14 protein-coding genes are annotated in these 12329 nt (G+C 54.0%); 5 read left to right on the forward strand and 9 right to left on the reverse strand.

The features are described 5' to 3' along the window. Positions 1-132: 132 nt before the first annotated feature. Together FE848_RS06715 and lipA are read left to right on the forward strand one after the other, a co-directional pair. Entirely contained in the window at positions 133-1410 is a 1278-nt protein-coding gene (locus FE848_RS06715; RefSeq protein WP_200202014.1) for an O-acetylhomoserine aminocarboxypropyltransferase/cysteine synthase family protein, read from the forward strand. Between the two features lie 155 nt (positions 1411-1565). After that, the gene (lipA, locus tag FE848_RS06720) at positions 1566-2609 is read left to right on the forward strand and encodes a lipoyl synthase (protein ID WP_200202015.1); all 1044 of its coding nucleotides are present in this window, start codon (positions 1566-1568) and stop codon (positions 2607-2609) included. 91 nt (positions 2610-2700) lie between these two features. Here the strand turns inward: lipA and FE848_RS06725 are convergent, their stop codons facing one another. Continuing rightward, the gene (locus FE848_RS06725; protein ID WP_200202016.1) at positions 2701-3138 is read right to left on the reverse strand and encodes a Spy/CpxP family protein refolding chaperone; all 438 of its coding nucleotides are present in this window, start codon (positions 3136-3138) and stop codon (positions 2701-2703) included. A 214-nt stretch (positions 3139-3352) separates the two neighbouring features. On the opposite strand from FE848_RS06725, the gene ylqF reads away from it, so the two are divergent. Beyond that, a complete protein-coding gene (gene ylqF / locus FE848_RS06730; protein WP_200202017.1) occupies positions 3353-4288 on the forward strand; it encodes a ribosome biogenesis GTPase YlqF in 936 nt (311 codons plus the stop codon). Between the two features lie 98 nt (positions 4289-4386). Then, positions 4387-5142, forward strand: coding sequence for a fumarate/nitrate reduction transcriptional regulator Fnr (gene fnr / locus FE848_RS06735; RefSeq protein ID WP_200202018.1), 756 nt, complete (start codon positions 4387-4389; stop codon positions 5140-5142). 27 nt (positions 5143-5169) lie between these two features. Here the strand turns inward: fnr and FE848_RS06740 are convergent, their stop codons facing one another. Continuing rightward, positions 5170-6048 carry an SDR family oxidoreductase gene (locus tag FE848_RS06740; protein WP_200202019.1) on the reverse strand — a complete coding sequence of 293 codons (879 nt, stop codon included), beginning with the start codon at positions 6046-6048 and terminating at the stop codon, positions 5170-5172. Positions 6049-6213: 165 nt separating this feature from the next. On the opposite strand from FE848_RS06740, the gene FE848_RS06745 reads away from it, so the two are divergent. Beyond that, positions 6214-6570, forward strand: a complete 357-nt coding sequence (locus FE848_RS06745; RefSeq protein ID WP_200202118.1) for a hypothetical protein — start codon at positions 6214-6216, stop codon at positions 6568-6570. A 5-nt stretch (positions 6571-6575) separates the two neighbouring features. On the opposite strand, the gene alr is transcribed toward FE848_RS06745, so the two are convergent. The 7 genes from alr to rlmB all read right to left on the reverse strand — a co-directional run bounded on the left by alr (position 6576) and on the right by rlmB (position 12317). Continuing rightward, positions 6576-7652, reverse strand: a complete 1077-nt coding sequence (gene alr, locus FE848_RS06750) for an alanine racemase (RefSeq protein WP_200202020.1) — start codon at positions 7650-7652, stop codon at positions 6576-6578. Continuing rightward, positions 7652-9058, reverse strand: a complete 1407-nt coding sequence (dnaB, locus tag FE848_RS06755) for a replicative DNA helicase (protein ID WP_200202021.1) — start codon at positions 9056-9058, stop codon at positions 7652-7654. Before dnaB ends, alr begins: the two co-directional genes overlap by 1 nt. 231 nt (positions 9059-9289) lie before the next feature. Continuing rightward, entirely contained in the window at positions 9290-9736 is a 447-nt protein-coding gene (gene rplI / locus FE848_RS06760) for a 50S ribosomal protein L9 (protein ID WP_200202022.1), read from the reverse strand. Positions 9737-9756: 20 nt separating this feature from the next. Next, entirely contained in the window at positions 9757-10623 is an 867-nt protein-coding gene (locus FE848_RS06765; RefSeq protein ID WP_200202023.1) for a hypothetical protein, read from the reverse strand. 25 nt (positions 10624-10648) lie between these two features. Next, positions 10649-10879 (reverse strand): 30S ribosomal protein S18, encoded by a 231-nt coding sequence (rpsR, locus tag FE848_RS06770; protein ID WP_007154918.1) that lies wholly within the window; start codon positions 10877-10879, stop codon positions 10649-10651. Positions 10880-10904: 25 nt separating this feature from the next. Continuing rightward, positions 10905-11348, reverse strand: coding sequence for a 30S ribosomal protein S6 (rpsF, locus tag FE848_RS06775; protein ID WP_200202024.1), 444 nt, complete (start codon positions 11346-11348; stop codon positions 10905-10907). Between the two features lie 231 nt (positions 11349-11579). After that, positions 11580-12317: a 23S rRNA (guanosine(2251)-2'-O)-methyltransferase RlmB gene (rlmB, locus tag FE848_RS06780; RefSeq protein ID WP_200202025.1), complete on the reverse strand. Its 738-nt coding sequence runs from the start codon at positions 12315-12317 to the stop codon at positions 11580-11582. Positions 12318-12329: the final 12 nt, after the last annotated feature.

The raw sequence follows: 12329 nt of genomic DNA on the forward strand, positions 1-12329 counted from the left end.
TCGCCCTGTCGGGCCTGCATATTATGTTCAGGCATGCCACGATTGCATACCGTTATAAACCCCGCCAAATCTATATGGCATACTGACGCCCTAAACCAACAACGCCAACCATCCATTCGCAAGGAAGTTACTATGAAATTCGAGACGATTGCCCTTCACGCCGGATTCAAAGGCGATCCGACCACAAAAGCCGCAACCACACCGATCTACCAGACTACGTCCTACACGTTCGACGACACCCAGCATGGTGCAGATCTGTTCAACCTGAAGGTTGCCGGCAATATATACACCCGAATCATGAACCCGACCAACTCGGTACTTGAAGAGCGCATGACTGCTCTTGAAGGCGGCGTAGGCTCTCTTGCAGTTGCCTCTGGCATGTCTGCCATCACCTACGCCCTGCAAACCATCTGCCGGGTTGGCAACAACATAGTAAGCACCAGCCAGCTGTATGGCGGCACCTACAACCTGTTTGCACACTCACTGCCGAACCAGGGCATTGAATGCCGTATGGTTGCCCACGACGACTTTGATGCAGTTGAAAAAGCCATTGATGACCAGACCCGCGCACTGTTCTGCGAGTCCATCGGCAACCCTGCTGGCAACGTGGTAGATATTGCACGCTGGGCCGAAATCGCTCACAAACACGGCATTCCTCTGATTGTAGATAATACCGTAGCAACGCCCTATATCTGCCGCCCTTTCGAGCATGGCGCAGATATCGTTGTGCACTCCCTCACCAAGTACATCGGTGGTCACGGCACAACCGTAGCCGGCATTATTGTGGATTCTGGCAAGTTTGACTGGAAGGCCAACGGTGCCAAGTTCCCGATGATGAACGAACCAGACCCCTCCTATCACGGTGTGGTTTACACCGAAGCCTTGGGTGCTGCTGCGTTTATCGGCCGCTGCCGCGTTGTGCCACTGCGCAACACCGGCTCTGCACTTTCCCCATTTAACTCCTTCCTGATCATGCAGGGCTTGGAAACGCTGGGCCTACGCATGGAGCGCCACTGCGAGAACGCTGAGAAGGTTGCCAACTTCTTGCAAAATCACCCTGCTGTTGAATGGGTAAACTACGCTGCGCTGGAAAACAGCCCCTATAAAGCCACCTGCGACAAGATCTGTGGCGGCAAAGCGTCCGGCATTGTGAGCTTCGGCATCAAAGGTGGGCGTGAAGCAGGTGCAAAGTTTATTGATGCGTTGGATCTGATCTACCGTCTGGTGAACATTGGTGATGCCAAGTCACTGGCTTGCCACCCGGCCACCACTACTCACCGCCAGCTAAACGCCGAAGAGCTCAAAAATGCGGGTGTAAGCGAAGACTTGGTGCGCTTATCTATCGGCATTGAGCACATTGATGACATTCTCGCGGATGTTACCCAGGCACTGGAAAAAGCCCAGGCTTAATCAGATTCAACCAAATGCCTCCAACCGGGTACGACGAAAGTCGTGCCCGGTATGCCCTCTTTACACCCCGTGATTGCCCTTACCTGCCTTGTAACTGCCCTGCCAGCGGATTATTCTCTAAGGATACCCAAGCCTTAACCAAGAGTTCGGTTGCAATGAGCGAAAGCGCTAAGCCCCGCGTCACCAGTGGTTCCAAATTCCGTAATGAGCATGGCTTTTCGGCTATCAAAGATGGCCAGAAGCGCTCGGCAAACCAGGAGCCCATGTCAGTTGAGCGCAAGCCCAGCTGGCTGAGAGCCAAAATGCCTGGAGGGGAACGTTTTGAAGCTGTGCGAAAAAACGTCACTGAAAACCGGCTTAGCACTGTATGCCAGGAGTCCCACTGCCCCAACATAGGCGAATGCTGGACCGCCGGCACGGCAACTATCATGGTGATGGGGTCTGTGTGCACTCGCGCCTGTCGCTTCTGTGCTGTAGACACCGGCAACCCCAACGGCTGGCTGGACAAAGACGAGCCGGAAAACACTGCCAAGTCTGTTGAGCTCATGGGCCTGCGTTACATTGTACTGACCTCTGTAGACCGAGACGACCTGGATGATGGAGGTGCTGCCCACTACGCTGCCTGTGTTTCGGCCATCAAAAAACGCACACCGGAAGTCGCTGTAGAGGCGTTAACGCCGGACTTCGATGCGGTAATGACTGATGTAGAGAAGGTACTGGACTCCGGCCTTGAGGTGTTTGCGCAGAACGTAGAAACCGTAGAACGGCTGACACGCCGGGTGCGCGACCCTCGTGCAGGCTATGAGAAGACGCTCAGTGTGCTGGCCCATGCCAAGCAATACCGGCCAGACGTGCTCACCAAAACCAGCCTGATGCTCGGCTTGGGCGAGACCCACGAAGAAATCCTGGCCACCATGGACGACCTGCGTGAGATTGGCGTAGATATCCTGACTCTGGGCCAGTACCTGCGCCCAACGCCAAACCATCTGCCCGTAGAGCGCTATGTGACTCCGGAAGAGTTTAATCAGTACCGAGACATAGGCCTGGAGAAAGGGTTTATGGAAGTACCCTCAGGCCCCATGGTGCGCTCCAGCTACCGGGCCGACAGGGTGTTCGACAAAAACAATCTGGGGCTTGCAGTCCCGGAGGTGCCTGCAGCCTCAAATGCACTGCAGATTCCTGTCAAACACGTCGAATAACGCATTAACCGAAAGAAAGCACTACGCAAGCAATGCACACGGCCTTCTTGCCTTACCTATCGGGAAAGACAAGAAGGCAGCAAGGCTTGTATTACTGACCCTGCTGCATCATCTGGCGCTGCTGCATTTGCTGACGCATTTCCTGCATTTTCTTGTCAAGCTCATCACGCTGCTCTTGAGTGAACACTCTATCCACCTTGGCCTGCATGAGTGCTGAAAGCGTAGCGATCTCACCGGTCACGTCGCCCAAGCTTTCTCCCTGCTCGCGGATAGCAGCTTCATTGTAATCTGCCTTGATCTCAGCCTGCATCTGCTCTTGCAGGGCACGAGCCTCTTCGCGCAAGGAACCGATCTCGCCCTGCATTTTTTCAAGAATGCCACGAATTTCTTTTTGCTGATCCTCGGACAGCCCTACCATCTGGGCCAACTGGTCAACCTGATCCGGCTGCCCACCTGCTTGCTGAGCCAGTACTGGTGCAGAAAGGCTCAATGCCACAAGAGCAGTACCGAACAGTTTTGCGAGCTTCATAAACATCTCCGTTAACAATTTGGTTTGGTTAATCGACTGGTTTCACAGCCTAAAGCATCCCGACCTCGCTTTTCACCCCAACACCCCTTCTTTTTGTACAGGTTGTGAGCCAGGCCCGCTCAAAAGCCGCCACACCAGCGCATTGAAACAAATGTGAAAGTTTGGTCATTCCCCTTCATAATGGCGCCATTCACATACTTACGGAGCGTAACCGATGGCCATTAACTGGTTTCCAGGGCACATGCACAAAGCCCGCAAGGAGATCAAAAAGATCATGCCTCAGATGGACCTCATCATTGAGGTACTGGACGCCCGCATCCCCTTCAGCAGCGAAAACCCTCTGGTGCCCGCCTTGCGCGGCGATACACCGCTGCTAAGAGTCCTTAACAAGCGTGACCTCGCTGACCCGGCAATCACAGCTCAATGGCAAACCTGGCTTGAAAGAGAGCGGGGCGTAAGAACCATCACCCTCACCCACAATCAACGGGGCGAAGCGCTGGATATACTCCGGCTAGCCGGGGAAATGACCCCTAACCACGATCGCCAGATAAGCGCTTTGCGGGTAATGATTCTGGGCATACCCAACGTCGGCAAATCCACGCTGATCAACACCCTCGCGGGCCGTCCGGTTGCCAAAACCGGTAATGAGCCAGCGGTTACCAAGGCACAACAAACCATCAAACTGCCGGATAATATCTTGCTCTACGACACTCCGGGGTTTCTGTGGCCAAAACTCTCACCCGAGGAGTGCGGATACCGGCTGGCAATCACCGGCGCCATACGCAGCTCCGTTCTGGATTTCGAAGACATTGCGATGTTTGAGGCAGACTATCTGCGGGAAGCCTACCCCGAGCTAGTGAAAGCCCGATACGGTTTTGACGAGTTGCCGGCAGATGGCTTGGCACTCATGGACGGTATTGCAAAAAAGCGGCGCTTCCTCGGCCGTGGCGGAGTCCCGGACCTGAACAAAGTCTCTGAAGTGCTGCTCAATGAATTCCGTGCTGGCACGCTAGGGCGGATCTCTCTGGAGACACCGGAAATGGTGGAACGGGAAATGAAAGAAGCTGCAGTTGCAGAAGCCGAAAAGGAAGCAAAACTTGCGGAGAAGAAAGCCACCGCTAAAGCAACCCGCTCCGGCCGCCGGCATTAAGCTAAATATGCATATCCTTAGATTTGATCATTGGCAAACCAGTGCCGGCGTATTAGAGTGAACGTTTGACTTGCATCAATTTGGACGGTTTACCAAAAATGGCTCAAGCAATTAGATTTCGCCAAGCACCCTCGCCTCTCAAGGCATCCTGCCAAGAGTGCAGCCTGAGCAACCTGTGCCTGCCTCTGGCCATTCAGGACAACGATCTGGACAGCCTGGAGGACATAGTGAAGCAGGGGCGCATGTACAATCGTGGCGAGCATATTTTCGATCAAAGCACGCCTTCTCGCTCCTGCTTCGCAGTAAAAAGTGGCTCAGTCAAAACGTCGATTATTACCGAAGGTGGTGAGGAGCAGGTTACAGGCTTCTTCATGCCGGGAGAGCTTGTAGGCCTGGACAGCATGAGCGGTGAATCCTATGCGTGCACTGCCAAAGCGCTGGAGCGTACCAGCGTGTGCGAGTTTCCGATAGACAAACTCGAGGAGCTCACAGGCAAACTGCCGGATTTACAGCACCACATGTACCGCCTGATGAGCCAGGAGATTCAGAACAGCCATCAACTGGCCATGCTGCTTAGCAAGAACACTGCGGAAGAGCGTATTGCTGCACTGCTTCTTTCGCTGTCCAGCCGCTTCCAGCGCAGGCGCATGTCACCCACCAATTTCAGCCTGCCGATGGCACGAAATGATATCGCCAACTTTCTTGGACTAGCCGTTGAAACAGTCAGCCGCGTCTTCACTCGCTTCCAGAACCAGGGCATTATCCGCGCGCGAGGCCGCGAGGTAGAATTACTGGATGTTGAAGCTCTGCAACTGGTCACCCGGGAGTTTTCCCGCCAAAATTGCCAGCAGTAAACGGCTTTTTACCAAAACCGGCTGCCGCTATTTCGTCGGCGTGCCGGCTTCCACCCGAACCCCACCTTCCTTCAACATCGCTAACTCATTAGCCAACCCGGAACGCCAGGGTTGTTGCTTGATCCCAAATGTATTGCGGATTTTGGTACAGATCAGCGTTGTATTAGGCGGCTCAAGAGCACCCCATGGTGGCATCTCATCCACAACGTGAATATCTTCCGGAATACCCGGCAAGCCAGCAATGGCAAGTCCCAGCTCATACAGGCTGATTTCTTCGGCGCCAGCATACTGGTATGTCCCCCACACCTCTGCACCGCAATCTAGTTGCTGGATAACAGCGGTCATTACTCTGGCAAGGTCTTTCAGTGATACGGGCTGCCCAACACAGCGTCCTGGCAATGTCAGAGTCTCATTTGCCGCAGTGCTGGCTTGAACCTTGCGAATAAACCGACCCAGACTCCAGCCGGTGCGCAAAATGATGTGCCGGGGTAAAAGTGTGCGCAAGGCTTGCTCACACTCCCACTGCCAGCTGCCCAACTCATTCACCGGCTGACCAGGATTGGAGGCGATATAGCCACTTTGTTTACGACCATCAAAAACATAACACGATGATAACTGGAACAACGCCATGCCTTTGTCGCGGGCAAACTCCGCAATAGCCACCGGAAGTGAAAATGCTGCTTTATGGGTACCTTCGGGGTCGCACTCTGCAGCTTCCGGATCTGCCAGCCAGAGCGCATTGACAATAAGATCGGTGTCTTCCGGAATCCAGCGTTCCAGAGCACTGAGGTTAGCTCCCGCAGGATCACTGACGAGCAAAGGACTGACATGCAGAGAGGTTTCCCTGAGCCGCTCAAGCAGAACTTTCCCCAAAGGGCCGTAATCGTGAACAACAAGTACATGCACTAGGGTTCAATGCCTCCGGATATTACTGATATGACGGGCCAGATGCCCTTTATAGCCAATGGCTTCATTCTGCCGCTTCGTAGAATGATCGCATCTCACGATGCCGCCAGGCGACTCTGCACAGCACTGTCATCTTTATCAGAAGCATACAACACAGGGACTACCATGCTGAAACACCACAGCCATATTGTTGCCCCCATTCCCGACGAGTTGCGCACGCGCGCCCTCTATACAGTGGAAGAACTTCGCAGCCGGGGCAAAGCCGACAAAGAGGCCGTCGACAAGCTCTACAACTTGATCATAGATATGACCGACGCAGGCCTGGACTTTTTTTTCATCGAGCCTCTGCGGCGACTAAGAGCAAGCAAGATGATGTTAAGCATGGCAAAAGTTGGCATTAGCAGCATGCTTAAGGGCAGCAAGATGGTTGTCCACAAAGTACTTAAAAAACTGGATGACCGCAGCCTGGCCGCCATTCTGGATTTCATTGAAGAAATCATCCATGAGCCGGAAAATACCTGACCAGGTTACCGGGAAATCCTCGGAACCCGGCTGGTGAGGCCCGTCAAGAGCTCATAGGAGATAGTGCCAGCACAACTTGCGACCTCATCGATTCCAACAGTGCGACCCCAAAGTTCAACAGGATCTCCCACCATGGCCTCTGGCGCATTACTCAGATCCACCGCCAGCATATCCATCGAAACCCGACCAATCAGCCGGATACGACAGCCAGCAATGGCAGCAGGCGTGTCCGTTCCGGCATGGCGGGGATACCCATCTCCGTAGCCAACGGCAACCATACCCATTCGGGTGTCGCGCTCTGCAACCCAGGCAGCGCCATAACCAACGCTTTCACCTGCCTTAACAACCCGGGTAGTGATTAGCGGCGCCTCAAGGGTCATCACTGGTTCAAGACCAAGTTCGGGCCCCGTTTTCCCGACGATCGGTGAGCCACCATAGAGCATGATGCCAGGTCGACTCCAATCAAACAGCGGCTGACCGGGAATGAAATGGGCTGCAGAATTGCCAACACTTTTCATCATTGAGGGCCAAGGTGAAGTTGCCGCTTCAAAGTTCGCTGTCTGGGCTAGTGTCATTGTGCTCCCGGCATCGTCGGCACAGGCAAAATGGCTTACAAAGCCCAGCAACCTGGAGGTAGCTCCCATTTTTTCCAGCTTGGCCATAACGGCAGGCAGATCCTCTGCACGAAAGCCCAAACGGTTCATACCGGTATTTACTTTCAGCCAGAAGGCAGGCACAGCACCACCCTGCTCCATCCACGCAAGCTGGTGTTCACCATGCAGTACCGGCTCGAAGTTATTTTGTACGCAGTCCGCCAGGTCACCTGCCGCATGTACGCCCTGGAGTAACACTACAGGTTGAACCTGGCCTGCTGCCCGAATAGCCCAAGCTTCTTCAATACAAGCGACCGCGTACTTGGGCACAATATTCGCCAGTGCAGATGCGATCCTGGCGATGCCATGACCATACCCATCAGCCTTCACAACAGCCATAACTTCGGCACCGCCCGCAAGCTCGCAAGCTTTACGGTAGTTGGCACGCAAGGCATCAAGATCAATACGAGCGACGGTACTCCGTGGCATCAGTATTCTCCACCATAGTCCCCGTAGTCACCGCTAGCGAGGTCTTCAAATTTTGTGTATTTACCGATAAACGCAAGGCGTATGGTGCCAATAGGGCCATTACGCTGCTTGCCGATGATAATTTCGGCCACGCCCTTGTCTGGCGTATCTTCGTTGTACACCTCATCACGATAAACAAACATGATGACGTCTGCGTCCTGCTCAATCGCACCCGACTCACGCAAGTCAGAGTTAATCGGGCGTTTGTTGGGGCGCTGCTCAAGACTTCGGTTAAGCTGCGAAAGTGCGACCACCGGGCAACTAAGCTCTTTCGCTATGCCTTTCAGAGACCGGGAAATCTCGGAGATCTCCGCGGTCCGGCCTTCGGTGTTCCCTGGCACCCTCATCAACTGCAGATAATCCACCATAATCAGGCCAATTTTGCCTCCGTTCTCACGGGCAATACGGCGTGCGCGAGAGCGTAGCTCAGTAGGGCTAAGACCCGGCGTATCATCAATATACAAAGGTTTGTCTTTAAGCAGACTGACAGCAGAGGTAAGCCTTGGCCAATCATCTTCTTCCAGCTTTCCGCCGCGAACCTTGCTCTGGTCAATGCGGCCGAGAGAGGAAAGCATACGCATGGCCAGAGCATCTGCTGGCATCTCCATACTGAATACGAGAACCGGAGTACCGGTACTGATCAGTGCATTCTCGACGATGTTCATGGCGAAGGTGGTTTTACCCATAGAGGGTCGCCCCGCCACAATAATAAGATCGGCCGGCTGCATACCGGAGGTTTGCTCATCCAGATCCCGGAATCCGGTAGTAAGCCCTGTGGTTTGCTCACCGGATTCGAACAATTCTTCAATACGGCTCAGGGTTTTGGTCAGAATCGGGTTGATGGATTGGGGGCCCGAACCTTCCTTGACTCTGGACTCGGCAATCTGGAATACATTGCGCTCTGCCTCATCCAGAATCTCGCTGCTGTTGCGCCCTTGAGGGTTAAACGCTGAGTCTGAAATTGTGCCTGAAACTTCCACGAGCTGCCGAAGGATAGAGCGCTCCCGGACGATCTCTGCATAGGCTCGAATGTTGGCAGCACCCGGTGTTTTCTCTGCCAGCTCCGCGAGATAGGACAAGCCACCGGCATCTTCGATATCGCCAGCACGCTCCAGGAACTCAGCCAGAGTGACAACATCCAGCGGCTCGTTTTCGCTAGCCAGCCGCTCCACCGCGCCAAAGATAAGCCGATGGTCCTGACGATAAAAATCGGCAGCGGAGATTATCTCGGTAATTTCATCAAATCGCCGGTTATCCAGCATCAGACCACCCAGCACGGCCTGCTCCGCTTCAGCGGAATGAGGAGGCACCTTGATGCGGCTGGTTTCCGGATCGGTGATTGCAGGTTTCAGATTAGGCTTGGCCATGAACACATCTTCAGTTGAACATCACAGCCACGACAGTGTTTGTGGAAAGTCGCAGCAATGGAGGGGGTTACCGGAGTTAACAGCATACCAGAAAGCAACAGGCCCGAAAGCCGTATTAAACGGTTCGGGCCTGTTGGGTTGACCGCCTGCAAACTCCGAAAAGCTTACACCCGGCCACCAGCGTATTACAGAGACCGGGGCAAGCCCGGCACTGCTTCCGAAGAAGACAGCTTACTCAGCAACAACCGCCAGCTTAACAGTTACTTCAACATCAGAGTGCAGGTGAAGCTCGATTTCGTATTCGCCAGTTGACCGCAGCGGGCCTTCTGGCAAGCGAACTTCGCTCTTCTCTACTTCGGTACCTGCGGCAGTGATTACGTCAGCAATATCACGCACACCGATGGAGCCGAACAGCTTGCCTTCATCGCCTGCTTTGGAGGTTACTGTGAAGGATGCACCTTCCAGAGCCTCAGCGCGGGTCTGAGCTGCTGCCAGCTTCTCGGCTGCTGCTTTCTCAAGCTCGGCACGACGCTCTTCGAACGCCTTCACGTTTGCTTCAGTGGCAGGCGCAGCCTTGCCGTAAGGAAGCAGGTAATTACGGCCGTAACCGGACTTAACTTTTACCTTGTCGCCCAGGGTGCCAAGGTTTGCAACTTTCTCGAGCAGAATAACTTCCATCTCGTTAACCTCTTCGTGCTTTATTCAGCCGGCCCGGCAGGCTTTATTCGCCTCCGGATATCCAGCCAGCTATCCACAAAAGCCAGAACCACTAACAGAATCATCAGGCTTGGGCCCAGAAGCACCAGTGCAACGTAAAACATTGCAAGCCACTGGCCACTCAGATTTTTACGACCAACAATGCCATGAATCAGTGCCAGGCCCGCCAAAAACATCGGCGTTCCGGCTATCCAGACCAGCAACATAGCATTCAACCCGAGAAACGGGCCAACAACCATGGTGGCGATAAGAACCACAGCAACGGCGGGTGACAGCTTGAGGTCATGAAATTCCTTGCGGAAACCGCCAGGATTATATAACCCCGACTGCCACGACCTTGCCAGCATTGTCATGCCCACGCCGACTGCCAGATAACTACCGGCCATACTGGCGTTCATGGTGTCCCGAATAACCGTCTCAAGATCACTCCCAAGAGCACGGGCCACCTCAGCATTGTACTGCTCGTAAAAACTGACCCCGGTGCGAACGAGCTCGTCCATCAAACCGGGATACACCATGGGCAAGACAAGCCCCATGACGATCGCCAGAAAACTCCCTCCGAGAAGGGCTCTTTCCCAGGACAGGGTTGTTCTCAGCATTGATGCCATAAGCATCACCTGCAGTAGCACCGCCAGAGCTGTAGGATCGCCCCCGAACACACTCCAACCAAGAGCTGGAAGCAATGCCCAAAGGCCAATATTAAGCCCCTGACTGATGCCAAGCCTGAGAATAACCAGGCCAACAACCGCTGCGCCAATCCAGAACAACAAAGGTATTGCAGTAGTGACTGCTGCTACCCCGCTGGCCTGCAGGGGACCGCGCATTACAAATTGTGCCAGTGCACGCATGGTCCCAAGTCCTGTCTATCTGTTCTTAGTTATCGTGGCTATCCGAGTACGGCAGCAGTGCCAGGTAGCGGGCGCGCTTGATAGCGGTAGCCAGCTGACGCTGATAACGTGCTTTTGTGCCAGTAATACGGCTAGGCACGATTTTGCCGGTTTCAGTAATGTAGCCTTTCAGGGTGTCCAGATCCTTGTAATCGATCTCTTTAACACCTTCTGCCGTGAAGCGGCAGAATTTACGACGTCTGAAAAAACGAGCCATAACGTAACTCCTCAACTCCGGTTAATTACTCTTCTTCGTCCTGGGAATCCGCTGTCTGAGAATCGTCCTGGCTTTCGCCGTGACGGTCATCAGAAGATTCAGCTGAACGGCGCGGACGATCTTCTCCGCCGGAACGACGGTCCTCGCGGGACTCAGCGGCTTTCATCGGAGACATATCGGTAACAGCTTCATCGCGACGCAGAATCAGGTCACGGATGATGGCATCGTTGAACCGGAAGCTGTGAGTCAGCTCGTCCATTGCTGCCTGTGAACATTCAACGTTCATCAGCACATAGTGAGCCTTGTGAATCTTGTTGATCGGGTATGCCATGTGACGACGGCCCCAATCTTCCAAACGATCTACCTTGCCGCCATCTTCAGTGATGAGGCTGGTATAACGCTCGATCATCGCGGGCACCTGCTCGCTCTGATCCGGGTGTACCATAAATACGATTTCGTAGTGACGCATGAGTTCTCCCTACGGTTTAAACAGCTTTCGCTAATTCCCGGACTGACCAGGAAGCATGAAAGCAAGGAGGTGGCAGCCTGTGCCGCCGGTTTTTTTGCTCTATCAATAAGGCTTTAACAAAAAAGACTTGATCAAAAGCGAAGCCTTGCAAGCCTGATTAAAGGCAATACAAAACCTTCCCCCGGAAAAGGGGTCACGTATTCTAGGCGTACGCAGCCTTCTGTGCAAGAGTTAACCAAGGCGCTGGCGCAAAGCCTCATACAGACAAACACCAGTAGCAACGGAAACGTTAAGACTATCCACATGACCAAGCATGGGGATATTGACCAGTTGGTCGCAGTGCTCACGGGTGAGCCGGCGCATACCTTTGCCCTCTGCCCCCATCACCAGCGCCACCGGCCCCTTGAAGTCTGCTTGATACAGCGTGGCTTCAGCTTCGCCTGCGGTACCAATCAACCAAACCCCTTGATCCTGCAGCGTGCGCAGAAAACGCGCCAGATTAGTCACGCGTACAAAAGGTACTGTTTCCGCCGCACCACAAGCAACCTTTCGGGCGACAGCAGTCAACGAAGCGGACTTATCTTTGGGTACAATTACGGCCTGCACGCCCACTGCATCACAGGTGCGCATACACGCACCCAGATTATGGGGGTCGGTTACGCCGTCCAAAACCAGTAAAAACGGGGGCTTGTCGCTGGCTGCAAGCTGAGCCAGAAGATCACCCTCTGTCCATTCGCGACTTTCACTGACTGCGGCAACAACACCCTGATGAACGCCACCTACCCGCTCATCCAGCTCCCGACGATGTACAACGCCCCACTTCACCCCAAGCTCATCCAGAGTGTCAGTGATACTTTTTACGCGCTTATCCTGACGACCGGTCTGAATCCAGACCTGCTGCAACCTTCCTGGCTCACGCTTGAGAACTGCTTCAACCGCGTGCCAGCCAAATACAAATTCCTGGGACACTGATTCGAATTC

Source organism: Marinobacter sp. 1-3A, from assembly GCF_016597775.1.
Taxonomy (GTDB): Bacteria; Pseudomonadota; Gammaproteobacteria; order Pseudomonadales; family Oleiphilaceae; genus Marinobacter; species Marinobacter xiaoshiensis.

Bases quoted from the DNA above. Each gene is read 5' to 3' on its own strand.
- FE848_RS06725 (WP_200202016.1), bottom strand. From the start codon at position 3,138: ATGAAGCTCGCAAAACTGTTCGGTACTGCTCTTGTGGCATTGAGCCTT.
- fnr (WP_200202018.1), top strand. From the start codon at position 4,387: ATGGCTCAAGCAATTAGATTTCGCCAAGCACCCTCGCCTCTCAAGGCA.
- dnaB (WP_200202021.1), bottom strand. From the start codon at position 9,058: ATGGCCAAGCCTAATCTGAAACCTGCAATCACCGATCCGGAAACCAGC.
- ylqF (WP_200202017.1), top strand. From the start codon at position 3,353: ATGGCCATTAACTGGTTTCCAGGGCACATGCACAAAGCCCGCAAGGAG.
- rplI (WP_200202022.1), bottom strand. From the start codon at position 9,736: ATGGAAGTTATTCTGCTCGAGAAAGTTGCAAACCTTGGCACCCTGGGC.
- lipA (WP_200202015.1), top strand. From the start codon at position 1,566: ATGAGCGAAAGCGCTAAGCCCCGCGTCACCAGTGGTTCCAAATTCCGT.
- FE848_RS06745 (WP_200202118.1), top strand. From the start codon at position 6,214: ATGCTGAAACACCACAGCCATATTGTTGCCCCCATTCCCGACGAGTTG.
- FE848_RS06765 (WP_200202023.1), bottom strand. From the start codon at position 10,623: ATGCGTGCACTGGCACAATTTGTAATGCGCGGTCCCCTGCAGGCCAGC.
- alr (WP_200202020.1), bottom strand. From the start codon at position 7,652: ATGCCACGGAGTACCGTCGCTCGTATTGATCTTGATGCCTTGCGTGCC.
- FE848_RS06715 (WP_200202014.1), top strand. From the start codon at position 133: ATGAAATTCGAGACGATTGCCCTTCACGCCGGATTCAAAGGCGATCCG.
- rpsR (WP_007154918.1), bottom strand. From the start codon at position 10,879: ATGGCTCGTTTTTTCAGACGTCGTAAATTCTGCCGCTTCACGGCAGAA.
- rpsF (WP_200202024.1), bottom strand. From the start codon at position 11,348: ATGCGTCACTACGAAATCGTATTTATGGTACACCCGGATCAGAGCGAG.